At 35.8% G+C, this 24,412-nt stretch carries 25 protein-coding genes; 8 read left to right on the top strand and 17 right to left on the bottom strand.

Translation table 11 applies throughout. The annotated features are described in order from the left end of the window. Positions 1–94: 94 nt before the first annotated feature. The 8 genes from MHI39_RS06920 to MHI39_RS06885 form a co-directional block, all read right to left on the bottom strand. Positions 95–433 carry a hypothetical protein gene (locus MHI39_RS06920; RefSeq protein ID WP_058002796.1) on the bottom strand — a complete coding sequence of 113 codons (339 nt, stop codon included), beginning with the start codon at positions 431–433 and terminating at the stop codon, positions 95–97. Between the two features lie 165 nt (positions 434–598). Then, entirely contained in the window at positions 599–1,867 is a 1,269-nt protein-coding gene (locus MHI39_RS06915) for an MFS transporter (protein ID WP_071976465.1), read from the bottom strand. A gap of 88 nt (positions 1,868–1,955) precedes the next feature. Then, positions 1,956–2,273: a thioredoxin family protein gene (locus MHI39_RS06910; protein WP_058002798.1), complete on the bottom strand. Its 318-nt coding sequence runs from the start codon at positions 2,271–2,273 to the stop codon at positions 1,956–1,958. Positions 2,274–2,430: 157 nt separating this feature from the next. After that, positions 2,431–2,814: a glycine cleavage system protein GcvH gene (gcvH, locus tag MHI39_RS06905; protein WP_058002799.1), complete on the bottom strand. Its 384-nt coding sequence runs from the start codon at positions 2,812–2,814 to the stop codon at positions 2,431–2,433. Between the two features lie 70 nt (positions 2,815–2,884). Then, positions 2,885–3,241 carry an arsenate reductase family protein gene (locus MHI39_RS06900; protein WP_058002800.1) on the bottom strand — a complete coding sequence of 119 codons (357 nt, stop codon included), beginning with the start codon at positions 3,239–3,241 and terminating at the stop codon, positions 2,885–2,887. 594 nt (positions 3,242–3,835) lie between these two features. Continuing rightward, a complete protein-coding gene (locus MHI39_RS06895) occupies positions 3,836–5,611 on the bottom strand; it encodes an acyl-CoA dehydrogenase family protein (protein WP_058002801.1) in 1,776 nt (591 codons plus the stop codon). A 111-nt stretch (positions 5,612–5,722) separates the two neighbouring features. Beyond that, positions 5,723–6,898, bottom strand: coding sequence for an acetyl-CoA C-acetyltransferase (locus MHI39_RS06890; protein WP_071976467.1), 1,176 nt, complete (start codon positions 6,896–6,898; stop codon positions 5,723–5,725). Positions 6,899–6,950: 52 nt separating this feature from the next. Then, positions 6,951–9,335 carry a 3-hydroxyacyl-CoA dehydrogenase/enoyl-CoA hydratase family protein gene (locus tag MHI39_RS06885; RefSeq protein WP_342540945.1) on the bottom strand — a complete coding sequence of 795 codons (2,385 nt, stop codon included), beginning with the start codon at positions 9,333–9,335 and terminating at the stop codon, positions 6,951–6,953. A 421-nt stretch (positions 9,336–9,756) separates the two neighbouring features. Here MHI39_RS06885 and MHI39_RS06880 point away from each other — a divergent pair, with 421 nt between their 5' ends. The 6 genes from MHI39_RS06880 (at position 9,757) to MHI39_RS06855 (ending at position 14,603) form a co-directional block, all read left to right on the top strand. Then, positions 9,757–9,891: a YuzL family protein gene (locus tag MHI39_RS06880; RefSeq protein WP_071976468.1), complete on the top strand. Its 135-nt coding sequence runs from the start codon at positions 9,757–9,759 to the stop codon at positions 9,889–9,891. A gap of 26 nt (positions 9,892–9,917) precedes the next feature. Beyond that, a complete protein-coding gene (locus MHI39_RS06875; RefSeq protein ID WP_058002803.1) occupies positions 9,918–10,205 on the top strand; it encodes a hypothetical protein in 288 nt (95 codons plus the stop codon). Positions 10,206–10,274: 69 nt separating this feature from the next. Beyond that, positions 10,275–10,553, top strand: coding sequence for a spore coat protein (locus tag MHI39_RS06870; RefSeq protein WP_058002995.1), 279 nt, complete (start codon positions 10,275–10,277; stop codon positions 10,551–10,553). Between the two features lie 97 nt (positions 10,554–10,650). After that, positions 10,651–11,754, top strand: coding sequence for a sugar diacid recognition domain-containing protein (locus MHI39_RS06865; protein ID WP_342540943.1), 1,104 nt, complete (start codon positions 10,651–10,653; stop codon positions 11,752–11,754). Positions 11,755–11,868: 114 nt separating this feature from the next. Continuing rightward, positions 11,869–13,281: a glycolate oxidase subunit GlcD gene (gene glcD, locus MHI39_RS06860; RefSeq protein ID WP_342540942.1), complete on the top strand. Its 1,413-nt coding sequence runs from the start codon at positions 11,869–11,871 to the stop codon at positions 13,279–13,281. Further along, positions 13,278–14,603 carry a (Fe-S)-binding protein gene (locus tag MHI39_RS06855; protein ID WP_058002806.1) on the top strand — a complete coding sequence of 442 codons (1,326 nt, stop codon included), beginning with the start codon at positions 13,278–13,280 and terminating at the stop codon, positions 14,601–14,603. Before glcD ends, MHI39_RS06855 begins: the two co-directional genes overlap by 4 nt. Positions 14,604–14,645: 42 nt before the next feature. Here MHI39_RS06855 and MHI39_RS06850 read toward each other — a convergent pair whose 3' ends face one another. Genes MHI39_RS06850 through MHI39_RS06830 form a run of 5 tightly spaced genes read right to left on the bottom strand, consistent with a single transcriptional unit; the run spans position 14,646 to position 18,569 of the window. Further along, positions 14,646–14,903 carry a YusU family protein gene (locus tag MHI39_RS06850; protein WP_058002807.1) on the bottom strand — a complete coding sequence of 86 codons (258 nt, stop codon included), beginning with the start codon at positions 14,901–14,903 and terminating at the stop codon, positions 14,646–14,648. Positions 14,904–14,928: 25 nt separating this feature from the next. Next, entirely contained in the window at positions 14,929–15,687 is a 759-nt protein-coding gene (locus tag MHI39_RS06845; protein ID WP_078109456.1) for an IucA/IucC family C-terminal-domain containing protein, read from the bottom strand. Next, positions 15,677–16,501 carry an ABC transporter ATP-binding protein gene (locus MHI39_RS06840; protein WP_058002809.1) on the bottom strand — a complete coding sequence of 275 codons (825 nt, stop codon included), beginning with the start codon at positions 16,499–16,501 and terminating at the stop codon, positions 15,677–15,679. Before MHI39_RS06840 ends, MHI39_RS06845 begins: the two co-directional genes overlap by 11 nt. Before the next feature lie 11 nt (positions 16,502–16,512). Beyond that, positions 16,513–17,568 carry an iron ABC transporter permease gene (locus MHI39_RS06835; RefSeq protein ID WP_071976473.1) on the bottom strand — a complete coding sequence of 352 codons (1,056 nt, stop codon included), beginning with the start codon at positions 17,566–17,568 and terminating at the stop codon, positions 16,513–16,515. Further along, a complete protein-coding gene (locus MHI39_RS06830; protein ID WP_259549412.1) occupies positions 17,565–18,569 on the bottom strand; it encodes an iron ABC transporter permease in 1,005 nt (334 codons plus the stop codon). Before MHI39_RS06830 ends, MHI39_RS06835 begins: the two co-directional genes overlap by 4 nt. Positions 18,570–18,749: 180 nt before the next feature. Between MHI39_RS06830 and MHI39_RS06825 the strand changes: the two genes are divergently transcribed. After that, complete coding sequence (locus MHI39_RS06825) at positions 18,750–19,715, top strand: iron-siderophore ABC transporter substrate-binding protein (RefSeq protein WP_180213333.1); 966 nt, start codon at positions 18,750–18,752, stop codon at positions 19,713–19,715. Positions 19,716–19,753: 38 nt separating this feature from the next. Here MHI39_RS06825 and tatC read toward each other — a convergent pair whose 3' ends face one another. From tatC to MHI39_RS06805, 4 genes are all read right to left on the bottom strand, one after another. Continuing rightward, entirely contained in the window at positions 19,754–20,497 is a 744-nt protein-coding gene (gene tatC / locus MHI39_RS06820; RefSeq protein ID WP_058002813.1) for a twin-arginine translocase subunit TatC, read from the bottom strand. A gap of 131 nt (positions 20,498–20,628) precedes the next feature. Beyond that, positions 20,629–20,832 (bottom strand): twin-arginine translocase TatA/TatE family subunit, encoded by a 204-nt coding sequence (tatA, locus tag MHI39_RS06815; RefSeq protein ID WP_058002814.1) that lies wholly within the window; start codon positions 20,830–20,832, stop codon positions 20,629–20,631. A 17-nt stretch (positions 20,833–20,849) separates the two neighbouring features. Beyond that, positions 20,850–22,565 carry a GMC family oxidoreductase gene (locus MHI39_RS06810; protein ID WP_058002815.1) on the bottom strand — a complete coding sequence of 572 codons (1,716 nt, stop codon included), beginning with the start codon at positions 22,563–22,565 and terminating at the stop codon, positions 20,850–20,852. Positions 22,566–22,617: 52 nt separating this feature from the next. After that, positions 22,618–23,385, bottom strand: a complete 768-nt coding sequence (locus MHI39_RS06805) for a gluconate 2-dehydrogenase subunit 3 family protein (RefSeq protein WP_058002816.1) — start codon at positions 23,383–23,385, stop codon at positions 22,618–22,620. Positions 23,386–23,539: 154 nt separating this feature from the next. Between MHI39_RS06805 and MHI39_RS06800 the strand changes: the two genes are divergently transcribed. Next, complete coding sequence (locus MHI39_RS06800) at positions 23,540–24,259, top strand: hypothetical protein (RefSeq protein WP_058002817.1); 720 nt, start codon at positions 23,540–23,542, stop codon at positions 24,257–24,259. The last annotated feature ends 153 nt before the right edge of the window (positions 24,260–24,412 follow it).

Raw genomic sequence — 24,412 nt, 5'->3', positions numbered from 1 at the left:
TTTCAATATCAAAGACTTAATTTAGTACAAAAGTCATTCTATCATGATGGTTAATGACTGTCAACAAAAAATCACAAGAAATATAGTTCTCCATTCATGCAATCTGATAGTCTTTACTTAGCCATAAAATCGATTCAAGTAAAAGTGATAAGCGATAGGAGCCATATAATGTAAGTTCGTTATTTTTCACTAATTGACTTAAGCGAATATGACCATTTAAAAGATGACATAGTATTGGTTTGGAGGCATGTATTTCTAAATTCGATTCGCCTATATCTTTTTTCATTATAGAACAGCTATTTTTAGAAATATACAATCCCCATTCCTCTTTATCGCAAACAAATTTTATCATAATAGGACGGTTTGGAAATAAGGCATTCAAATGTTTTCGATTATCCAACTCTTGAATCAGTCTTTCAAAAAATGAATCCACAAAGATCACCCATTTCTCGTTTATCTTTTATACACTTATTCATTTTTTGAATAGAAAATCCTCTATCTATCGTTCTACAATTTTTTCAAGATATAAAATACATAAAAAATTCTTGTCGAATAAAATCATTATCTATTTATTTCCCAAGAAATTTGTCATAAGTATTTATACTACTTTTGAAATAGGAGGATGATCTTTTTTGCTTCCAAAAGATTTAAAGACAATAAAAAAGTAGATCGACCCCACTAAATATAAAAAACATGTGATTGAAAAAACAATGGCGTAGCCATTATAAGAACCATTTCGTGAAACAATTCCCATTGAAACTGGCCCCATCAACGCCCATCCTAAATTAAATACCATTTGATTGACAGAGTTTGCAAGACCCTTCACTGAATTATCAACTTTAGACATCATTAATGACATTTGAATTGGATTTCCTGCATTCATTAAAGCCTGCCTGAATAAAAACCCAATTGCTGCAAGTAATAAACTATGAGTAAATCCCGTTAATAATAAAAATGGGAGAGAAGCCAATTGCAAAAAGACAACTGCCTTAACCTCCCCTACTTTACTTACTACAAATGGACCAATAAACATAGCGATGGCGGTTGCTGCCTGCCCCATCGAAATAATAAATCCAATCGTTGTATTTGAAGCATTAAATCGATCAGCAAAGTATAAATTTAAATAAGGGATTACAAGTCCTGCACCAAAACCGATTAATAATTGTGCAATGGCAAAAAAGATGATTAATTTAAGACTTTCCTTTTGTTCTTTGAATGAAATGAAGCGCTTATTATTATTTTTATCGTTGTTTACATCTGTTTTCATTTCCTTCAGTCTCATTATTGGCAATATTCCGATCAAAAATATAACTGCGCCAATTATTAAAGTAATCCGAATACTAATAATCGGACTATAGATCCATTCAAGTAAGTCAGAAAGTACTCCCCCAAATATATTTCCAATCACATTAGCAGCTGTCATCAATCCAAAATGTAGTGAAAACAGTTTGACACGTTGTTCAGCTGTAGAGTTTTCAGCCAATAAAGGAACGGATGAAACTTGTATAAATGCTTGGGTTAAACCAGTTAAAAAAGCTGCCATAAGGAGAAGTGTTCTTGGCTCAATAATACTTCGAAGAAATAATGTAACTCCTGTAAAAATTAATCCATATATTATAACTCTTTTCCTTCCCAGTCTATCACTTAATATTCCTGCTGGAATCAGAATAATGGCTGTTGCCAGGGATGTCATTGAGATGACCTGCCCATTCATCTGATCTGGGAAACCGAGTTCACGAATATAGAAGTTGTAAATGACCATAAAAACACCCAAACCAATTTGCGTAAAAACGTTTCCATAAATGGCATTTCTTATATTCGAGTTATAACCTCCCCATTGCTGTTTCCACCTATTTGCCCATTTCATAAAAAAAATCCCCCACCCGATTATTTCGATACCCTAAATAATCATAATCGCGTGAGGAGAAAAAGTAAATGGTCTATTCAGAAATGTTTTAATCATCTTTATTTATTTGTTTTAAAAGCTCATACAAATGAGTAACCGATTGAAAAGCATATATTTTTTCCAAACAAATTCCCTCTTGAAATACTAATAAACAGGGGACACTCTCAATTGAATACTTCTCAGCCATTTCTGGCATATAATTTAAATCAGCTTTTCTAAATTCAAACTGTGGTACTAAATTTTCCACAATATCGAGCATTCTCCCCGCTACCTGACATGTCCCGCATAAAGGTGTATAAAAGTATAATGCTAGTTGCTTGATCTTCCTTGTATTTTCTGTAATCTCTTCCTTTGTCCATTCTTTCATTATGATCGTCCTCTTGTGAATTTCTATATTTATAATATAGCCTTTATAATACTTGGCTATAATTTTTCAAGAAAAAATTAAGATTGATAAAGGTATAAATAAAAAAATGAGGTTGTCCCAAGTTACTCGGAAACAACCCTAGTTTTTTATCTATTTATTAGTCTTCGTTAATCATTTCTTCATATGCTTCAGCAGTCATAAGATCATCTAATTCACCAATATTAGATGGTTCAACAACAATCATCCATGCTTTTTCATATGGTGATTCATTAACAAATTCTGGACTATCGCTTAATTCTTCATTCACAGCAACTACTTTACCACTTACAGGTGCATATAATTCAGAAACTGTCTTAACTGACTCAACACTACCAAATGGTTCATTCGCTGTTACTTCATCTCCAACTTCAGGAAGTTCAACAAATACAATATCACCTAATTCAGATTGTGCGAAATCTGTGATACCGATACGTAGGCTTTCTCCCTCTTTCTTTACCCACTCATGTTCTTCAGAATAACGTAATTCTTTAGGTAAACTCATTCAAAGATCCCTCCAAAGATTTATCAAATTAATATTTACATAAAACACTTTTGTTAGCAAGAATACTAGCTTAAGCCCATGTATTCTTATACATTTCTTCTTTAAATCCAACGGTTACTTTATCTCCATCAGTTAATAGAGGACGTTTAATTAACATCCCATCTGATGCGAGCAGATCCAATAGTTCGTCTTCACTAGCCGTTGGGATGCGATCTTTTAGCCCTAGTTCACGATATTTTTGACCACTCGTATTAAAAAATTTCTTTAACTCTAAGTCGCTTTTTTTGTAAAGCTTTTCTAATTCCTCACGAGAAGGAGGATTATCTACAATATGTACTTCGTTAAAGGAGATTTGATGTTCCTCTAACCATTTCTTTGCTTTGCGACATGTCCCACATTTAGGGTACCAATAAAATGTTAATGTCATTTCTTAATCACCACCTTAAATTATGGGATTATTAGCTATTTTAACACTATATCTATTTTACCTGTTCAATCTTACAAATTCAAAGATTATTTTCCTCTTACCACTTTCAAAATTTTTCTGATGGATAAGCGTTATTACAAAGCTAATAAATAGTTATTACCTTAGTCTGTTTTCCTATAGTTTGTTGCTTTTGTATTAGCCTAACTGCCGTCTTTTACACCCAATAAAAAGATTCAGCGATTCTTATAAAGTTTGTAGCTCTTCAGTGAAATGAAAGGTGTAGCGGTCTTCAGCTGATAGTTATTTGTTAAACTTTACTTAAATAGCAACAATGTTCTAGAAAAGAGCCTTACTTTAAAATATAAACATAAGAAATGCCCTTGATGTAGATATCATCAAGGACATTAACATTATTTTTTATAAAGGCTGTTTTCCTATAGTTTGTTGCTTTTGTAAGAAACCAACTGCTTTCTTTTACACCCAATTAAGAATTCAATGGTTCTTATGGGTTTGTAGCACTTTTCTAGCGCACTTCAACCGATATGAATAATTAAAACTTTTCGTAATTAGCAATAAAGGTTGAGAAAAGAAACTTTATAATACATATTTTTCTGCTTCAATTAGTTTTACTGAAGCTTCACGCTTTTTCGCAATGACATTGATCGGTGTGTGTCGAATTAATTTTCGAAGAGCTGATAACATCATTCGTAAAGTATCACCCGTTTCAATCGCTACAATGGATTCCTTAGCCAATTGCTCAATTTCATTGATTGCTTCTTGGCAGAAAATTTGCGTGTAAAGGACTTTTTGTGCACTCTTTTCTACACCTTCTTTTGCGATTGCTTTTTCTGTACGAAGGACAGCTGATTCCATTGCATATGCTAATGAAACGATATCTGCTACATTTACAAGGACTTCTTGTTCATGTTCAAGTTTTGTTCCATATTTCTGTGCTCCTAAACCAGCTACCATTAAGGCTACTTTTTTCGCACTACGTGTTAAATATTTTTCCTGATCAACAGGTCCATCACCAATTTCCTCAGGCATCATCATCATAAGCTCTTCTTGTAAGCTTTGAACTTTTTGAAGAAGTGGAAGTTCACCCTTCATTGCTTTTTTCATCAAAGTTCCAGGGACGATTAAGCGATTGATTTCATTCGTTCCTTCAAAGATACGATTGATACGTGAGTCACGATAGGCTCGAGAAATTTCGTACTCATCCATAAATCCATATCCACCATGTATTTGAACACCTTCATCAACAACATAATCTAGAACTTCTGAACCAAATACTTTATTTAATGAACATTCAATTGCATATTCAGCAATCGAATTAGCAATTTCATGACCATCCTTCACATCAATATGGCTCATTCTTTCATCAAAGAGACCAACCGTACGATAAACTGAACTTTCAGCTGCGTAAATTTTTGCTGCCATTGTTGCAAGCTTTTCTTTCGTTAAATTAAATGAAGAAATTGGTGTTTTGAATTGTTTTCTTTGATTAGCATATTTTGCTGTAATTTCAAACGCACTTTTTGATCCGCCAACTGTACCCACACCTAATTTATAACGTCCAATATTTAAAATATTGAAAGCAATTTTATGACCTTTTCCCACTTCACCAAGCAGATTCTCCACAGGAACTTCAGCATCCTCTAAAATTAACGTACGTGTTGAGGAACTCTTAATTCCCATCTTCTTTTCTTCTGCCCCAGTAGACACACCTGGATAATCACGTTCAACAATAAATGCGGAAAATTTATCGCCATCAATCTTCGCATAAACAACAAACACATCGGCAAACCCTGCATTTGTAATCCATTGTTTTTCACCATTTAAAATGTAATGTGTTCCAGCCTCATTTAATTTAGCCGTTGTTTTCGCACCTAATGCATCCGATCCTGAGCTCGGCTCTGTTAATGCATATGCAGCTAGCTTTTCACCTGTCGCAAGTAGTGGTAAATATTTTTGCTTTTGCTCTTCATTACCAAACAAAACAATTGGTAAGGAACCAATTCCTACATGGGCACCATGAGAGATAGAGAATCCACCAACTTTAGCCATTTTTTCAGAAATAAGTGCAGAACTTACTTTATCTAATTCTAAGCCACCATATTCTTCTGGAACATCGGCGCCTAGTAAACCTAGTTCACCAGCTTTTTTCAATAGTTTAACGGAACGATCAAATTCATGCTTTTCAAGATACTCCACTTGAGGAACAACTTCATTATTAATATAGTCTTCTGTTGTTTTAGCAATCATTTTTTGTTCGTCTGTATAATCCTCAGGAGTAAACATTTGCTCATAGGAAATATCTTCAATTAAAAAGCTTCCACCTTTAATCAATTTATCTGTTTGATTTGTCATTATCGATTCCTCCTAATCATCTATTCAAATCTTTTACATACAATTTTTCTATTCAACATTAGCCTACGAAACTAACAAGTAAAAATTAAGATATTAATAAAAAACACTTTTTTATATTAATTCAAATACACCAGCAGCCCCCATACCGCCACCAATACACATCGTTACAACACCAAATTGAACCTTTCTTCGTTTCATTTCATGAATGAGAGATAGCGTTAATTTTGTTCCTGTGCAGCCAAGAGGATGACCAAGAGCAATGGCTCCTCCGTTCACATTGACAATCTCCTCATCTAAGCCTAGTTTGCGAATCACTTGAATGGATTGGGAAGCAAAAGCCTCATTTAATTCAAATAATCCAATATCTGATAATTCCAAGCCAGCAATTTTCAAGGCTTTAGGAATCGCTTCAACAGGACCAATTCCCATAATTTCAGGAGGAACACCAGCTACGGCGAATGAGCGAAATTTGGCCATTGGTTCTAGTCCATGTGATACCGCCTTTTCACGATCCATTAATAATACAGCGGCAGCGCCATCACTTGTTTGTGAAGAATTTCCCGCAGTAACAGATCCTTTAATCGAGAACGCTGGTCTTAATTTACCAAGCACCTCTACCGTTGAATCGGGACGAACACCTTCATCTTGTTTAAATACAATGTTTTTCTCAATTAACTTATGATCTGCTCCAACTGAACGTAATGTAACATTAACAGGAACAATTTCATCGATAAATTTACCTTCCGCTATTGCTTTTGCTGCTCTTTGATGACTTCTAACAGCGAATGCATCTTGATCCTCACGGGAAACGTCAAATTTCTGCGCAACTTGCTCAGCCGTATGTCCCATTCCCATATAATATTCAGGAGCTGTTTCTGCTAAAGTGGCATTCGGACGAACTACATGCCCCATCATAGGTACAAGACTCATAGATTCTGCTCCCCCTGCAAGAACTGTATCGGAAGAACCAAGCATAATTCGTTCCGCTCCATATGCAATAGCTTGAAGTCCTGATGAGCAATAACGGTTTATAGTCACTGCTGGTACTGTATTCGGTAGTCCAGCGAGTGCACCTATATTTCTTGCCATATTTAATCCTTGTTCTGCTTCTGGCATTGCACAGCCAATAATCAAATCATCGATATTTCCTTCGTAGTTTCCGGCACGCTTTAATGTTTCTTTCACAACTAATGCACCTAAATCATCTGGTCTTACAGTGGCAAGTGTGCCTTTACCTGCCTTACCGACTGGTGTTCTTGCACCAGCAACGATGACCGCTTCTCGCATGTGTAATCCCTCATTTCCTTTGCTCTGATTATCTTATTCATTCGTTAGTTTATTAATTTCTTAATGGTTTTCCCTTTACAAGCATATGCTGCATACGTTGCTGTGTTTTTGGTTCTTGAATAAGGCTTAAGAAGGCTTCCCTTTCAAGATCTAATAAGTATTGTTCATCAACTTTAGTACCATAAGGAACCTTCCCACCTGAGATTACAAAAGCTATTTTCTTCGCTATTTTCATATCATGTTCTGAAATATAACCTGATAAATACATGCCTTGGGCACCTAACAATAAAGTGGCATATCCTGGTTCTCCAACGACAGGTACCTTTTGGCGAATTGGTGGCTTATAGCCTTGTGAATAGAGAGACAGAACCGCTTGCTTTGCATCATATAATTGATGATCTGCATTCACACTAATACCATCTGCATTGTTCAAGAAATTATTTTCTCTTGCTTCTTCCGCAGACGTAGATACTTTTGCCATAGCAATTGTTTCAAATACTTTATTAGCCACTTTTTGTAAATCAAAGTCCACTCCATTTGGCATATTTTTTAGATGCTTAATATATAACTCCTTATTACCTCCACCACCAGGAAGTAGACCAACACCTACCTCAACGAGACCCATATAGGTTTCCATAGTAGCTTGAATATGTGCAGAAGGCAGGCAAACCTCTGAACCACCACCAAGTGTCATAGCAAAAGGTGCAGTGACTACAGGCCTTGGACTATATTTGATTTTCATCATCGCATTTTGGAATTGTCGCACGACCATATCTAATTCATAGATATTATCATCCTGTGCCTCCATTAACATAAGAGCAAGATTGGCTCCTACACAAAAGTTCTTCCCTTGGTTTCCGATGACAAGACCCTTATAATTTTTGGCGACTTCATCAACAGAGTAGTTAATCATTTGCAAAATATCTAAACCGATAGCATTATTAGGAGAGTGAAATTCTAATAATGCAACACCATCACCAATGTCAATTAAGCTTGCACCTGTATTTTTCTTAATTAATTTCCCTTGATTTTTTAGTTGTTTTAAATTTATCACTTTAGGATTCTGTTCTATTTTTTTGTAATCACTAGAATCATAGAAATACATTCCATCACTTTCTTCCTTGTAGAAAGAAGTGATTCCTTTTGCTAACATTTCTTCTATCCATGTAGGAACAGCTAAACCTTGTTCTTTCATTTTATTTACTGATTGTTCCACACCTATGGCATCCCACACTTCAAATGGACCCTGCTTCCAACCGAAACCCCATTTCATTGCATTATCGATAGACACAATATCGTCAGCAATCACGTTCATTAACTCTGCTGAATAGACAAGAACCGGTGCAAAGATATTCCATAATAACTTTCCGACCTTATCTTCCGCATAGACAAGCGCTTTCATTTTAGCCGATGTACCTTTTACTTGCTTAACCATTTCTAAGGAAGCTGATTTTAATTTTTTTCTTTCGCCATACTCGAGCGTATGAGGATCGAGTTCTAAAATCTCTTTTCCTTTTTTCAAATAAAAACCTTGACCGCTCTTACTACCTAACCAACCATTTTCGAACATTTTTTTCATAAATGCCGGGACTGTAAATACTTCTTTTTCTTTACCATCTACCTGATCATATACATTATTCGCTACGTGAATAAAGGTATCTAAGCCAACAACATCTAATGTTCTAAATGTTGCACTTTTTGGACGCCCAATTAATGGACCTGTAACAGAATCAACTTCCCCAACACTATATCCACCTTTTAACATTTCTTGAACTGTCACAAGAAGTCCATATGTTCCAATACGATTACCGATAAAGTTTGGTGTATCTTTCGCTAGAACTACCCCTTTACCTAGCACATCCTCACCAAAAACCTTCATAAATTGGACTACTGCTGGATTAGTATGCTGAGTAGGAATGACTTCAAGAAGCTTTAAATATCTAGGTGGATTAAAAAAATGAGTGCCTAAGAAATGCTTTTTAAAATCCTCGGAACGATCTTCTGCCATCGCTTCAACAGAAATTCCTGAAGTATTTGAACTGACAATACTTCCTTGTTTCCGATATTGATCAATTTGTTCAAACACTTGTTTTTTTACTTGAAGCTTTTCTACAACCACTTCAATAATCCAATCTACTTCCGCTAACTTGGATAGATCATCTTCTAAATTCCCTGCTTCTATAAGGGCAAGATTATCCTTTGATGTTAACGGTGCAGGCTTTTGTTTAAGTAATTTTTTCAAGGCAAGTTCACTCAGTCGATTTCTAACAATTTTATCCTCTAGTGATAATCCCTTTAATTTCTCTTCATCTGAAAGTTCTTTGGGCACGATATCCAATAGCAAAGTTGGAATCCCAATATTCGCTAAATGTGCAGCAATTCCTGATCCCATTACACCAGAACCGATAACAGCCGCTTTTTTAATGCTGTAACTCAATGCTATTTCCTCCTTCAATGCCTTCTTATTAACATTTTTGAATGAATACTCATTCATTTTGCTGTTAAAAAAAATCCCATGAATGAGTTTACTACTTATAATATATACGATTTTACAGAAACTATCAATTATTAATCTCTAAAAATGACAAATTTTCTAAATTATTTTTATACATGAGGGTTTTCGTATAGTATGTTGCTTCTGTAAAAGCCAAATTTCCGGATAAAAAAGGATTCTAACAATTCTTATGGTGATTGCAAATGAAAGTTGTAGCAATCTTCAGCTGATATGGATGGATTAGTTAAAACTTTACTTAAATAGCAACATTGTTTAAGAAAAGATCCCTTTTCATTGAACATCCGCTAATTGGATAAAAAATAGCTAATTAGGTAAATCTACACATAGCAATGGAGGTGAAAAAATGCCGAAGCACAAGAAAAATCCTTCTAAAGCTGGTGTCAGTGCTGCTAGTGTAAAAGGCGATGCAGGTCCTACGGTTGAAGCAGATGGTGGAGGAAAAGTAAATAGCCAAAATAATCAATATAAAAAACAATAATTTCATTTAAAATGGGGGTTTGACAATTGCAACAGCAAGGCTTTAATCAACAACAACAGCAGCAAGGAACTATGCAACAGCCACCAGCAATATTATCAACGAAAGATCTATCCTATATTAATGATATGCTTTCCTGGAATTTACTTGCGATGAAGAAGGCGCATTTTACAGCGATGCATTGTCAAGATTCATCGATAAAAGCAACATTGGAGAAATGTGGCCAGATGCATCAGCGTCATTACGAGAAAATTCTTCATCATTTACAAGAACATTTACAAACACAACCAAATCAACAAAATCAGCAAATGATATAAGGAGGATTAAGATTGCAAAATCAGCAAAAAATCCAAAATCCACAGACAACTGTACCTAATAATGAAAAAATGAATGACCGCGACCTTGTGAATGATTTATTAGCTATGGAGAAATATATGACTGCATCCTATAATACTGCCATGAATGAGGCAAGTCATGAAGGACTATACAAGGATTTATTAAGCATTTTTACTGAGACTCAAAATGAGCAGCGAGAATTATATAATCTGATGTTTCAAAATGGCTGGTACAAGCTCGAAGCTGCCGAGCAACAAAAGGTTCAGCAATCCTTTCAACAGCACCAAGGCTATTCAAGTCAATTCCCTTATGGGAATCAAGTGCAATAATTTTAAAGCAGCATATTTTATGCTGCTTTTCATTCTTTATGAAACCCTAGAAATCATTTATCCTTAAATAAGAGTAGTGTTTTTAAGGGGGACATCAATGTTACAAGTAAATTTCGCAAAAAAGATTGTAAATGAAGTCCGGAAATTATTAAATGAAGAAATTGTAGTGATGAATACCTCAGGAACTATCATTGCAAGTACAAATAATGAAAGAATAGGAACCTTTCATGAAGGCGCCTTAATCACGAGTAAAAAAAATGAAAAACTCATTATAAAAAAAGAGGATGAATCCCTCCTAGAAGGAGTTAAGGCGGGTATTAATTTACCAATTTGCTTCGGAAAGCAAGTCGTTGGGGTAATCGGCATTACTGGTGAACCGATAAAGGTGTTACCCTATGCAGAATTATTAAAAAAAATGACCGAACTTCTGATTCAGGAAAACTTCTACAAAGAGGAAATGACACGTCAAACTCGTACACTTGAAGCGTTTATCTTTGATTGGTTAGAGCTAAGAGAGTGGGACTTAGCATTTTATAATCGAGCTGAACTCTTAAATATAAACTTATCTGTCCCAAGACTCCTCATTCTCATAAAAGTGATTCGTGAAGATCAACAACTTTTTGATTTATCAATGAAGTGGAGATCAGAGAGAAATCGGAATGACTTATGCATCAATTGGGGAAATGACCGCTTATTATTGCTATTAGAAGCGGATCCTCCTCTGGACCATTATTCACTTAAAAATAAATTATATAGATGGAAAAACGAAATAGAGACATCAAATCATCTCAGCTTACAATTCGGTGTTGGAACGATTGTTCAACCAACTGAACTAAAGAAGTCATTTTTAAAAGCAGAACGTGCACTTCATGCTATCACTGGACATAATTGGATAATGTTTGATGACCATCTCACATTAGAAATGATTATGGAGGATTTACGATTGGATACAAAAAAGGAATTCATTCAACGTACCATCTCTCCCCTACTTGAAGATGAAGAGCTTTTACAAACTTTACGTGTATTATTTGAACGTAATTTCTCAATTAAAAAAACTGCAGAAGCATTACATATACATATTAACACCCTTCATTATCGTATTAAAAAAATTGAGGATCATACATCATTAAATCCCAAAAAAACAAAAGACCAATTTACTCTTTATTTAGGGTTATATATTTTGGATCATTATACAAAGTAAATCTATTTTTCTTCTATTTTATTTAGTGAAAAATACATAGCGAGGAATACTCGCTTTTTTTTATACTTTATTTAGGAAATATAAAGAGAATTTACATGAAAATGGAGGATATTCATGATTTCACAAATCGTTAAAGATCGTCTAATTTCAATAGTTGGTATTGAAAATGTGGATGACTCTAAGGCTGGAAGATTAGTATATTCCTATGATGCTACACCACAATTTCAATCCCTTCCAGACATTATCGTTTCACCTAGAAATAAACAGGAAATAGCCGAGATTGTAAAGCTTTGTAGCGAGTTCAAAATTCCTATCGTTCCTAGAGGCTCTGGTACAAATCTTTGTGCAGGTACTTGTCCTACAGAAGGCGGACTTGTTCTCTTATTTAAACACATGAATCAAATTATTGACATTGATGAAGAAAATTTAACCATTACTGTTCAACCTGGAATCATTACCCTTGATATGATTCATGCAGTCGAAGCAAAAGGCTTATTCTATCCTCCAGACCCTAGTAGTATGAAAATATCAACCATTGGAGGGAATATAAATGAAAACTCTGGTGGGTTACGTGGTTTAAAATACGGAGTTACGAGAGACTATGTCCTTGCATTGGAAGTTGTACTTCCTAATGGAGATATCATCAGAACGGGTGGCAAACTAGCTAAAGATGTAGCGGGTTACGATTTAACTAGACTGTTTGTTGGCTCTGAAGGTACCCTTGGGATTATAACTGAAGCTACTTTAAAGTTAATTCCCATGCCTGAAACAAAAAAAACAATGCTTGCTTTATTCCAAGACATAGAAGCGGCAGCACGCTCCGTATCGAAAATTATCGCTAATAGAATCATTCCTACTACTCTTGAGTTTTTGGACCAGCCAACATTAATAGCTGTAGAGGATTTTGCTAACATCGGATTACCAACGAATGTAAAGGCAGTTCTTCTCATTGAACAAGATGGGAGTAAGGATGTTGTCGATAAGGATATGGAAAAGATTGCAACACTTTGCTTAGAAGAGAACGCAGAATCTGTTGAGATAGCAAAATCAGAGGAAGAAGCAGATGCATTAAGAACAGCACGAAGAGTTGCACTTTCTGCTTTGGCAAGATTAAAACCCACAACCATACTTGAGGATGCTACTGTTCCACGTTCAGAAATTGCCAAGATGGTTCGCTCCATTAATGAAATAGCTGAAAAGTATCAGCTAAATATTTGTACTTTCGGACATGCTGGAGATGGAAATCTTCATCCTACTTGTCTAACAGATGTAAGAAATACAGAAGAAATAGAACGTGTAGAACAAGCCTTTGCTGAAATATTTGAAAAGGCCATTGATTTAGGTGGTACTATAACAGGCGAACATGGAGTTGGTGTAATGAAAGCACCATACTTAGAATGGAAACTTGGAAAAGAAGGAATTTCAGCCATGAAGGCAATAAAGACTGGCTTCGATCCTTTAAACATTTTGAACCCGGGAAAAGTTTTTGCTAAAGACAGTCGGAAACGTGTGGTGATATCAACATGAAATCAGTAACTGAGCGAAAAATTATACAACAAGGCTTTATGGATCGAATGGATGAGGATGAGCTTTTAAACTGTATGAGATGTGGATTTTGTCTCCCATCCTGTCCCACTTATATTGAGTCAGGCTTTCAAGAACTCCAATCACCTCGTGGGAGAATCGCTCTAATGAAAGCTGTAAAAGATGGTCTTCTTGAGCCAGATGAAGATGTTGAGCGTTCATTAAGCCTTTGTCTAGGTTGTAGAGCCTGTGAGCCCGTTTGTCCATCAGGAGTAAAATACGGACACTTATTGGAAGAAGCAAGGGATATTATTCAACAAAATAAAAAACAAAAAGCTTCTGTTAAAACGGTTAGAAATGCTGTTTTCGAAGGACTTTTTCCCCATCAAAATAGAATGCGGACCGTCACAAGTTTACTTGGAATTTACCAACGATCAGGTCTTCAAAAAGTTACTAGAAAGATTGGCTTTATGAAGCTTTTCCCTGAGAGTTTAGCGACAATGGAAAAAGTATTACCAAAGGTTCCGAAAAGAAAAGAGATGAATAACCGTCCTGAATTTTTACCCGCTGAACAAAAACGTTTGAAAAGAGTCGCATTTTTTGCTGGTTGTTTAATGGATACAATGTTTTTAGAAACAAATAATGGAACACTAAAATTATTGCAAAAAGCCGGCTGTGAGATAGTTATCCCGAAAACACAAGGATGCTGTGGGGCGCTGCATGGACATAGCGGGGAGAAGGCAAAAGCGATTGAAATGGCAAAACTTAATATTGAAGCATTTGAGCATACAAATGCTGATTATATCATTACAAATGCAGGAGGGTGTGGAGCATTTCTTATTGACTATGATCATTTGCTTATGAATGATCCTGAGTGGTATCCACGCGCCAAAGCCTTTAAAGAAAAATTAAAGGATATAACACAAATATTAGTTGAACTGGACTTCCATAAACATGTCTCTCTCCATCTTCCTAATCAATGCATCACATATCAAGATTCCTGTCATCTTCGAAATGTAATGAAAACAGCCGAAGCACCAAGGCTATTACTCCAATCAATAGATGGAGTCCAATATTATGAGATGAAAGATGCTGATCGGTGTTGTGGTTCTGCAGGAATCTACAATATTGTTGAATCTGAAATGTCTATGAAAATATTAGATTCCAAAATGAAAAATGTGATAGAAACGAATACAACTACCATTGTTACAGCAAATCCAGGATGCTTATTGCAGATGAAGCTAGGAATTGAACGTGAAGGTTTATCCGATAAAATGAGAGCTGTTCATATTGTTGATTTATTAATTGAGGCACTAAATGATTAGAGGAAGTTGGAAAAAGGGGTTTTCCCCCTTTTCCAACTTCCTCTATTGATTGTCTCTTCCTTTTGCCCGATGCTCATCATTCAGCTGTTTAATTTCATAAATGAGTTGTTTCAATTGCTCTTTACTCTCTGGATATAGGGTATTCCAGTGCTTAGCGAGCGCTGGCATCGATTTTGATATATATGTATAAAGCACCCATATTTTTACTTTCTCCATCAATTCCTCATTTGATTCACCAAGTAAGAGCTCTGTGTACTTTTCAATTAAAGCTTCGAATTGATCTTGAAAAACTTGATCCATGATCTTCACTTCTTTTCATCAATATTTAAAAAGGCGGCATATTACATCCATTTGGACAAGTGGAACATCTCTTTCCATTTTTCTCTTCTAATAGATTAGCAAGACAACAAGTTTTTCGTACCCGTACCGGTTCAACCAAATTCTCACGTATTACTTTTTCACTATCAAAACGTGTTAGCGGATTATATTTGTACGGGCCAAAAAGTTCAGGGCTCGCTTCATGAACGATAAAGCGATAATCATCCTCTAATTGGTGATGGATCCACTTATATTCATTATCCTTCATAAGGCTTTCATATAACCAAAAAATATAGATTGCAATATTTTCCCACATGACTAATTTAGAGAATCGTGTTTCTCTTCTTAATGCTTCAATCATAGGATGAAAGAAACCAGAAAAAATATTCTGGATAACTTCCTCCCTCCACTTGACACGATCATTTAAGGCATCTTCAGCAAAATAATGCTCAAAATAAAAATCAGGTAACCAAAGTCTGTCCTCAGCACGACCAACTAATTTTATATCATCGATTTTCACAATAAATCTTTGATTTAAAACACTCATTGCATATAAATGAATCACTCCGAAAAATGCCATCCGCTTGGCAATCATGGAAGCTGTTACTTTATTAGTTGGAGCTCCTAATTTTTGACCGATTCTTACTAGAATATCTGGTAAGTGCTCTTTATTAAAAAAATCTTTTAATTCAAGTATGAAATCCTGTTGTTTTAATTCATTTAATAACCGATATTTCGAAAGCTCAGTCATGGACCTAGATTGCATCAATTTTCCCGCCTTTTAAGATGCATCTGCCTTTTCCATGAGGGATACAAAGTGGTGTTCCGAAAAGAGGATCCATAGTTACTTGGCAATTCATATCAAAAACATCTCTAACCATTTGACAACTGATCACTGATTCAGGTGTACCTTGTGCATAAACTTTTTTGTCACGAATCGCTACTATATTATGTGCATAGCGACAGGCTAAATTTAAGTCATGAAGAACCATTACAATCGTTCTATTTTCCTTTTCATTCAACTCGAATAATAGATCGAGGATTTCAATTTGATGTGTCATATCTAAGTATGTCGTTGGTTCATCAAGTAAAATAACATCCGTATCTTGAGCTAGGGTCATAGCAATCCATGCTCTTTGTCGCTGGCCACCAGATAATTCATCTACAGGACGATCTTTATAATCCATCATACGCGTTGCTTGTAAAGCACGCATAACAATTTGTTCATCTTCATCTGACCATTGCTTTAGCCACGTCTGATAGGGAAAACGCCCTTGCTTCACAAGCTGTAAGACCGTCAATCCTTCAGGTGCAACAGGTGTCTGTGGGAGGATAGATAAATTTTTAGCTACTTCCTTTGTGGGAAGTTTGGCAATTTCCTTACCTGCCAACAGAACCGAACCTGCTTCTGGCTTTAAGAGTCGTGCCATCGAGCGAAGTAAAGTTGACTTACCACACCCATTTCCACCGATAAATACAGTTATTTCTCCTTTAGGTATATTCAAGTCAAGCTCATCAATAATAATCGAATCTCCATAGCCCAATGTTAATGATTTTGTTTGAATAGTCTCACGCATCATGTCCACTCCTTTTAAGAAGACTTCGTTCTAAATAGTAAATAGATAAAATAAGGTGCTCCAATTGCGGCAGTAAATACCCCTGCTGGAACCTCAAGAGGAGTAAAAACAGTCCGTCCAATTAAGTCCGCCACCATTACTAGGATGCCACCAAGAAAAGCTGAAGCCGGCAATAACGCGCCAAATGATGACCCCACAAGTCTTCTCGCCATATGAGGCGCCATTAACCCGACAAAACCAATACCTCCACCAAATGCAACGGCTGCACCTACTAAAGCGGTACTTAAAAGTAAAAGGAAAAAACGCTGTCTTTGTACATGACTCCCTACGCCAGTAGCGAGTTCATCACCAAATTCCTGAATATTAATTTTTCTTGCCGAAATGAGTGCGACAATGGTTAAGATAATGACCCATGGAACAATAACACTTACATTCCCCCAACTTGAACCATTAACCGTTCCTGTTAACCATATATTAGCATCACTTGCCCGATAAATTGGACCTAGTATCATTAGTAAGGTTGTGATGGCTTTCATTACAGCCGAAATACCAATGCCAATTAAAACTAATCTTATGGGAGAAACTCCATCCTTCCAAGCTAAAAAATATACCAAAAATGCCACGATTGCTGCTCCTAAAAATGCTGCTACCGGAAGCCAACCAATACTAACCGTTAGACTATTATCTTTATTACTAAAAATGGCTAAAAAGGAGACTACCGCTGCCCCTGCTCCACCTGTAATACCAATAATATCTGGTGATGCTAACGGATTCCGTATAATTCCTTGTAAAATGCCACCTGCCATTGCTAAAGCAATTCCTACAAATAAAGAAACGATAATTCTTGGCAAACGGAATTTTAAAACAACTAGTTGTTCCAGACTAGTTCCCCCACCGAAAAATGTCTTTACAACTGTAAGAGGGTTAATATTCATATCCCCCAGCCCAGTACTAACGATCAATGCAATTAATGTCACAATAAATAATAGAAAAATAACCCATGCTGCACGAAGGTCAACCAAAAAGGAGATTTTCCCTTTAAAAAGACGAAGATTTTTATACTGACTCATCGTCCATTAAACCCCCTTCGAGCGATGTAAATAAAAAATGGAACTCCAATGATTGCAGTCATCACTCCAACGGGTACTTCCTGAGGCATGATCACATATCTTGCTGCAATATCTGCCGCAAGTAAAAGTATACCGCCAAGTATTCCAGAAAAAGGTAAAAGCCATCTATGATCAATCCCAATAATCTTTCTAGATATATGTGGAACCACTATTCCTATAAAACCGATTGGTCCTGCTACAGCAACCGCACTACCTGCTAAAAAGATAACGAGTATACCAGAAACTATTTTTACAAGTCCTGTTTTTAATCCAAGTCCTTTTGCAACATCTTCTCCCATTGCAAGGACATTCATTTTGGACGCAAAAATCAATGCAATCACCCAGCCAGCAATCATATATGGTAGGATAGATTGTAAAATTTCAAGCTTTCTACCTTGCACAGATCCAGCGAGCCAAAAAAGAACCTGTTCCAATGCTGCATCATTAATAGAAAGCAATCCTTGCGTAAAGGATGAAAATAAGGCAGCAATAGCAGCACCTGCTAATGTTAGTTTCATTGGCGTTAGTCCTTCACGACCAACTGAGCTAATCACATATACTCCAGCTGTTGCAACAGCTGCACCTGCAAAGGATATCCAAGCAAATGCTTGTAGCCCAGAGACGTGGAATAAAGTAACCGCAAGCACAACAGCAAATCCCGCTCCTGCGTTTGTACCTAAAATTTCAGGTGCTGCAAGGGGATTTTTGGTTAATGTTTGCATGATGACCCCTGCCATAGCTAAGCATGCTCCTACTGCAGCAGCAATCATTGCTCTTGGTAAACGTACTGTAGTTATAATTACATGTTGATTGGAGCCATTATAATCTGTAAATGATTGAATCGCTGTTTTTATAGAGATACCTGTATATCCTAAAACAATACTCATTGCAATTAATAGTAATAGAATAATAATAGATACAATTGTTGCACTTAATTTTTGCCAATTCTTTTTAAGAACCATTGTAAAGATTCCTCTCAAATATTCTCTAAATTAAGTGTAGTGAAAGTTTCTCATTTAGTCAATGACTTTGAAAATCATTATCATTTAAATATTGACAATACTTTAACAGAATTATATGATTGGAGAGGTAATTGATAATGATTTTCAATATTCTACATATCTATCAGGAGGTAACAACGCATGAAAAAAATGCGACTAATCGTATCACTTCTATCCATTATAGCTATATTTGTTCTTGCAGCTTGTGGAAATAAAGAAAATAATAGCACTGACAATAGCAAAGAGAGTAAAAAAGGAAATGAAGCAAGTTACACAGTTGAACATGCTATGGGTAAAACTACAATTAAAGGGACACCTAAGAGAGTGGTTATTTTAACTAATGAAGGAACTGAGGCTCTTCTTGCAATGGGCGTTACTCCCGTAGGAGCTGTAAAATCATGGACTGGTGACCCTTGGTATAAGCATATTAGTGATCAATTAAAAGATACTGAAGTTGTCGGAACTGAAAGCGAAGTAAATGTTGAAGCTATTGCTAAACTACACCCAGACCTCATTATTGGAAATAAAATGCGTCAGGAAAAAATTTATAACCAATTAAAAGAAATCGCTCCTACTGTTTTTGCAGAAACATTACGTGGTGATTGGAAAGAAAACTTTGAGCTGTATGCGAAAGCATTAAATAAAGAAGAAAAAGGAAAAGAAGTATTACAGAACTATGATCAAAGAATTGCTGATTTAAAAGAGAAATTAGGTGATAAATTAAAAATGAACGTTTCTCTTGTTCGTTTTATGACTGGAGATGTTCGAATTTATCATAAAGATACATTTGCAGGCGTAATTTTAGATGAACTTGGATTTAATCGTCCTGGTGATCAAAATAAAGATGACTTTGCGGAAAGAAATTTAACAAAGGAAAGAATCCCAGCTATGGATGGAGACATACTATTCTACTTCACTTATGAAACTGGTGATGGTGAAGCATCTACCCTTGAAAAGGATTGGATTAATGACCCACTATTTAAAAATTTAAAAGTTGCAAAAGCTGGAAATGTGCATAAGGTAAATGATGATATTTGGAATACAGCAGGTGGAGTTCTTGCTGCAAACCTTATGCTAGACGATATAGAAAAAATCTTTTTACAATAAACTAAGAAGGGACTATCTTTAGATAGTCCCTTCTTTTCTTATGGATTCAGAACGGCTTCTTTTCTCATCCTCTTCTTAAAGGAAAGGATAGAAAGATAAATGCCGAGTTCATATAGAACAACTAGCGGTGTCAACACTAAAATTTGACTAATAAAATCTGGTGGCGTAATTAGTGCTGATATGATGGCAAGGACAATATACGCAAATTTGCGTATTTGTTTCAACTTCGTCGGAGTTAAAAATCCAATTGATGTCAAAAATACCATCACAATCGGCAATTCGAATAGGATTCCTAATGAAAGGGTTGATGTTAATAAAAACAGAAAATATTCTCTTGCTGTAATCAAAACGTGAAAGGATTGTTGCCCTAAATTCATTAAGAACTTAAATAACACGGGAAAGACAATAAAATAACCAAAAGAAATCCCCATTATAAAGCTAATTGAAATGGCTGGAACATAGGTCAAGGTTATTCTACTTTCAGTTGGTGTAAGTCCTGGCTTCACAAACCTCCATATTTGATAACCCATAAAAGGAACAGTAAGTCCTATAGCCAGTGCTCCTGCAACACCCGTGTAAAAACGAATGACATCTAACGGCCCCATCAAAACGATATCATATCCATTGGATAATAACGGCAATACCTTTGGCATAAAAACTAAAAATCCAATAAACATAACTGCAAAGAACAATGCTGATTGTAATAATATTTTACGTAATTCTGTAAAATGCTCTAGCGTAGCTTCATCTTTTTCTACATTGGATTGGAGATCTTCTGACAATGAAATCCATCTCCTTTATTAATAACTCTTAGAATCGATAAACCCCTTATAAATAGTATAGCAACGATTAGCTTAATCCTATTTCCTCCCAGGATTCTTTACTCTTCTATCAATCTAGAGTCTAAATGAGCTTATTTCTCTACCTGGTTTTCACTTTTTACATTTTTTTCCTCAACGACTTCATCACTCATAATTGTATTTGCTGTTCTCTTAAATTCAGATAACGTTTTTCCAAATGCTGAACCAATTTCAGGTAATTTTTTTGGTCCAAAAATAATTAATGTGATCACCAGTATAATAATAAGTCCTGGGATTCCGATATTAGATAAAAACATAGCAATCCTCCTTTTGTTTATGCGAGTGAACCACCTGATTTATGATATTTCAAAATTCCCTCGGCTGCGCGATAGGATAAAGCCCCTACCGTACCAGTCGGATTGTATCCTGAGTTATGAGCAAATGCTGAGGCACCTACAACAAATAAATTATCTACATCCCACATTTGCAAATAATTATTTACAGCCGATGTTCCAGGGTCACTTCCCATAATGACTCCACCAGTATTATGAGTAGATTGATAAGTTGTATTATCAAATGGGCCCAGTTCCTTAGTATAATCAATATGGTCCGCACCCATTTCTTTTAATATATCTGCACATTTTTTAGCCATGAAGATAGCAAGATTTCGATCCTGATCCTCAAAATCAAATGTAATCCGTGGCAATGGATCTCCAAATGCATCCTTATAAGTTGGATCTAAATCAACATAATGATGCTGAAACGGGAGTGATGCACCTTCTGCACCAACAGATAAATAGGAATTTGCATATTTTATAGACTTTTCCTTAAATTCTTTTCCCCAGGAAGGAGTGCCACTAGGAACAGCATTATTTTGAATCGGTCTTTGTCCATTTTGAAACAAAGCTATTCTTGCACCATGTAAAAAGTCTAAATTCGAATGGTCAAAGTTATCACCATTATAATCATCTAAACACATTCCAAGAGAACCCGCTCCGGCAAATGTATTAAACTTTTTATTATCATAAAAACCTACAGCACTTCCCTTGAGCACTTGGTAGCAATAATTCTTTCCAATAACTCCCGTACCTGTTTTTGGATCATATGGTTTACCTATACCAGACATTAGTAATAGACGAATATTATTGAATACATAACTTGTTAGAACAACAATGTCTGCTGGCTGCTCGATTTCCTCACCAGTGGTGACATCTGTATACATCACACCTGTTGCTTTATTCCCACTATGTAAGATTCTTCTTACATGGGAATGGGTTCTAATTTCAAACTTACCCGTCTTTTTTGCAACTGGGATGACTGTTACAACAGGGTCTGCTTTTGCTCCATACTCACATCCAAATCGTTCACAGTATGAACAATATTGACAAGCCGCTCTAGAAATCCCATCTGGGTTCGTATAGGCTTTTGAAAGATTTGCAGATGGGGAATTATATGGGTGCAATTTCATATTTTTTGCTGCATCCGCAAACATTTTCATTGCTGGTGAAACCTTCATAGGTGGCGTTGGATATTTATCCGATCGCTTACCAGCTAATGGATTTTCCTCCCCAGAAATCCCCGCCATTTTCTCAAATTTATCAAAATAGGGTTCCAATTCATCATAAGTGATTCCCCAATCCTGAAGTGTCATTCCATTAGGTATTTTCTTCTTACCATATTTTTCAATGGTTTTACTTTTTATTTCAAAATCATATGGTAAAAAACGATAGGTTTGTCCATTCCAATGGACACCAGCACCACCTAACCCATCTCCTAATAAAAAGGAACCATATTGTCTCATTGGAAGAGCCCGTATTTTTTCATTCCCCCGAAAAGTAGTCGTTTCTTTAGAGAGATCTTGGAATAGCTCATAACGTAGCGCATAACGAAGTTCATCATGAACCATAAAATAATCTTCGGTTTTTCTTTCTTTTCCTCTCTCTAATCCGACCACATTAAGGCCTTGCTTCGTTAATTCGGACGCGATAATGCCGCCTCCCCAGCCAACTCCAACTACTACTACATCTACTTTTGGCAATTTTTTTGCCATTTTTATTCACCTCTGTTCCTAATATGCAAATTCATTTAAAATTACTTTTCCATTAGTGAGAAAGATGGTCTCGAAGACTTTGAGGAGCAATCTTTTTGAAATCCTGTTCAATAATTTCCGCATACGCCATTTGATTCCCAGGATAATCCCTCATTTTCCATCCATTCATATTGATATTTCCACCATACAATGGATCACTATATACACCTTCTAAAGTTGCACTTCTGAGCATACTAAAGAATCCACTCGGTGAAATTGTTGTGATCTTCACCTTATCCTCTTCAAAATCTTTCAACACAGCATCCTGTTCATCACCAGAGAGCTCAACAAACCTTTTCTTATATTTATCCATGCTATGATTCTGTATTTCCTGTAATGCGATATCAAATATTTCTCTCCGCTTTAATCTGCCTTGATAACCCTGAACTTTTTCTCCGTGATAAAAAGGAGGCTGCATATACTCCCTTCCATTGAAACCCCATTCACCAGCTAATTGGTGATCAATAAAAAAAGCAACCCCAAGAGCTTTTGCCCCTGGCCCATTATCATCCTCCGGAAAAATTCTTTCTGTTGCTGCATTGACAATATTGAATTGCTCTTGTGTAAAATACATCAATGCCTGATTAAAGTTTTCTGCGTTAGTTCCTGCTACCTTTTGATTATTTTTAGTCGTTTCTTTTTCGTTTTTTCTATTCCCAAAAGGTAATAAACTTCCAACCACCCCACCAACAGCGACACCACCAACAACATACCCGGTGTTTTTAATAAATCGACGTCTTGAGAGTGATTCTGGAGTTTCTTGGTTTTTTTCATCTGTCACGTGATTCCACCTCCTGAAATTTTCACCATTTAGGTTCAAAAAAAGTAATTATGGTGTTTTTTATAATATGACCTAATTTTTTTTACTCATACATTAAACAATTTTGGGAACGCTAATTTTTGAAATAATAATATCGATCTAGGAGGTTAAGAAAATGAAGCAAACATGGAGCAAATGGATGGTTCCTATGATTGGTGTACTTCTTGTACTTGCCGCATGCACAAGTCAACAAGGTGCCAATAATCGACAAGGGGTTACGAATACGGACCAGCCAAGAAACGTATCAACCAATCATGACAACTATAGGAATGAAAATGTATCTACAAAACTAAATCAAAATGTGAATGAAATTCCTAGTGTTGACCGCACCAAAAAATTATCTACTAATGAAAATGGAAACATTACAAATGGATTAGGGTCTAATGTATATAGCTTGATAGGTAGCTCTGGGTTACATGATGGGGGCATTTCTTCCCATTTAGAATCACGTTTATCAGGTGCCGGAATTCCAGGTGTGAAAGTTTTTGTACTTGATGATACCGTTATCCTCGCAAGAGCAAAGCATGAAACGACTTCTAATCAATATGACGACATGCAAAATCAAGTTCTTAGCGGGACACATGGTGAATCAGGGACTGGGAAAAAGCGAGGGATAAATAATAAAGAAAATTACTCAGATGATAATTTAGATAAAGCAAAAAAAATGATGACAGATGCTTTTAATGGGCATGTACAAATTTTAACGATCACAAATACTGGAGCACCAGCTTTAATCGATAAAATAAAAGCAAATATCCAATCAGATCAACCTTCATATGACAAATTAACGAATGATATTCAAACACTAATAAAAATGACAAAAGAAAAAAGCTGACAACAATCAGCTTTTTTTCTTTTGTCATAAAAGAAGCTATTTCAAAGAATAATTTAGTTCATTGATTGATTTACATAGTTCCCTGCAATTTGGTAACAATACTGATAAATGTCAAAAGTAAATGAAATCTAATCTTACGATCACTTTAATCGG

It is taken from the genome of Heyndrickxia sp. FSL K6-6286 (assembly GCF_038630395.1).
GTDB classification, from domain to species: Bacteria; Bacillota; Bacilli; order Bacillales; family Bacillaceae_C; genus Heyndrickxia; species Heyndrickxia oleronia.
The sequence above is the reverse complement of the archived record's forward strand: the minus strand, read 5'-3'. Positions and strand labels throughout refer to the sequence as shown.

Bases quoted from the DNA above. Each gene is read 5' to 3' on its own strand.
- glcD (WP_342540942.1), top strand. From the start codon at position 11,869: ATGATTTCACAAATCGTTAAAGATCGTCTAATTTCAATAGTTGGTATT.
- MHI39_RS06870 (WP_058002995.1), top strand. From the start codon at position 10,275: ATGAATGACCGCGACCTTGTGAATGATTTATTAGCTATGGAGAAATAT.
- MHI39_RS06915 (WP_071976465.1), bottom strand. From the start codon at position 1,867: ATGAAATGGGCAAATAGGTGGAAACAGCAATGGGGAGGTTATAACTCG.
- MHI39_RS06855 (WP_058002806.1), top strand. From the start codon at position 13,278: ATGAAATCAGTAACTGAGCGAAAAATTATACAACAAGGCTTTATGGAT.
- MHI39_RS06835 (WP_071976473.1), bottom strand. From the start codon at position 17,568: ATGAGTCAGTATAAAAATCTTCGTCTTTTTAAAGGGAAAATCTCCTTT.
- gcvH (WP_058002799.1), bottom strand. From the start codon at position 2,814: ATGAGTTTACCTAAAGAATTACGTTATTCTGAAGAACATGAGTGGGTA.
- MHI39_RS06880 (WP_071976468.1), top strand. From the start codon at position 9,757: ATGCCGAAGCACAAGAAAAATCCTTCTAAAGCTGGTGTCAGTGCTGCT.
- MHI39_RS06890 (WP_071976467.1), bottom strand. From the start codon at position 6,898: ATGCGAGAAGCGGTCATCGTTGCTGGTGCAAGAACACCAGTCGGTAAG.
- MHI39_RS06895 (WP_058002801.1), bottom strand. From the start codon at position 5,611: ATGACAAATCAAACAGATAAATTGATTAAAGGTGGAAGCTTTTTAATT.
- MHI39_RS06900 (WP_058002800.1), bottom strand. From the start codon at position 3,241: ATGACATTAACATTTTATTGGTACCCTAAATGTGGGACATGTCGCAAA.
- tatA (WP_058002814.1), bottom strand. From the start codon at position 20,832: ATGTTTTTATCTAATATCGGAATCCCAGGACTTATTATTATACTGGTG.
- MHI39_RS06825 (WP_180213333.1), top strand. From the start codon at position 18,750: ATGAAAAAAATGCGACTAATCGTATCACTTCTATCCATTATAGCTATA.
- MHI39_RS06850 (WP_058002807.1), bottom strand. From the start codon at position 14,903: ATGGATCAAGTTTTTCAAGATCAATTCGAAGCTTTAATTGAAAAGTAC.
- MHI39_RS06845 (WP_078109456.1), bottom strand. From the start codon at position 15,687: ATGCAATCTAGGTCCATGACTGAGCTTTCGAAATATCGGTTATTAAAT.
- MHI39_RS06800 (WP_058002817.1), top strand. From the start codon at position 23,540: ATGAAGCAAACATGGAGCAAATGGATGGTTCCTATGATTGGTGTACTT.
- MHI39_RS06910 (WP_058002798.1), bottom strand. From the start codon at position 2,273: ATGAAAGAATGGACAAAGGAAGAGATTACAGAAAATACAAGGAAGATC.
- MHI39_RS06810 (WP_058002815.1), bottom strand. From the start codon at position 22,565: ATGGCAAAAAAATTGCCAAAAGTAGATGTAGTAGTAGTTGGAGTTGGC.
- MHI39_RS06830 (WP_259549412.1), bottom strand. From the start codon at position 18,569: ATGGTTCTTAAAAAGAATTGGCAAAAATTAAGTGCAACAATTGTATCT.
- MHI39_RS06840 (WP_058002809.1), bottom strand. From the start codon at position 16,501: ATGATGCGTGAGACTATTCAAACAAAATCATTAACATTGGGCTATGGA.
- MHI39_RS06865 (WP_342540943.1), top strand. From the start codon at position 10,651: ATGTTACAAGTAAATTTCGCAAAAAAGATTGTAAATGAAGTCCGGAAA.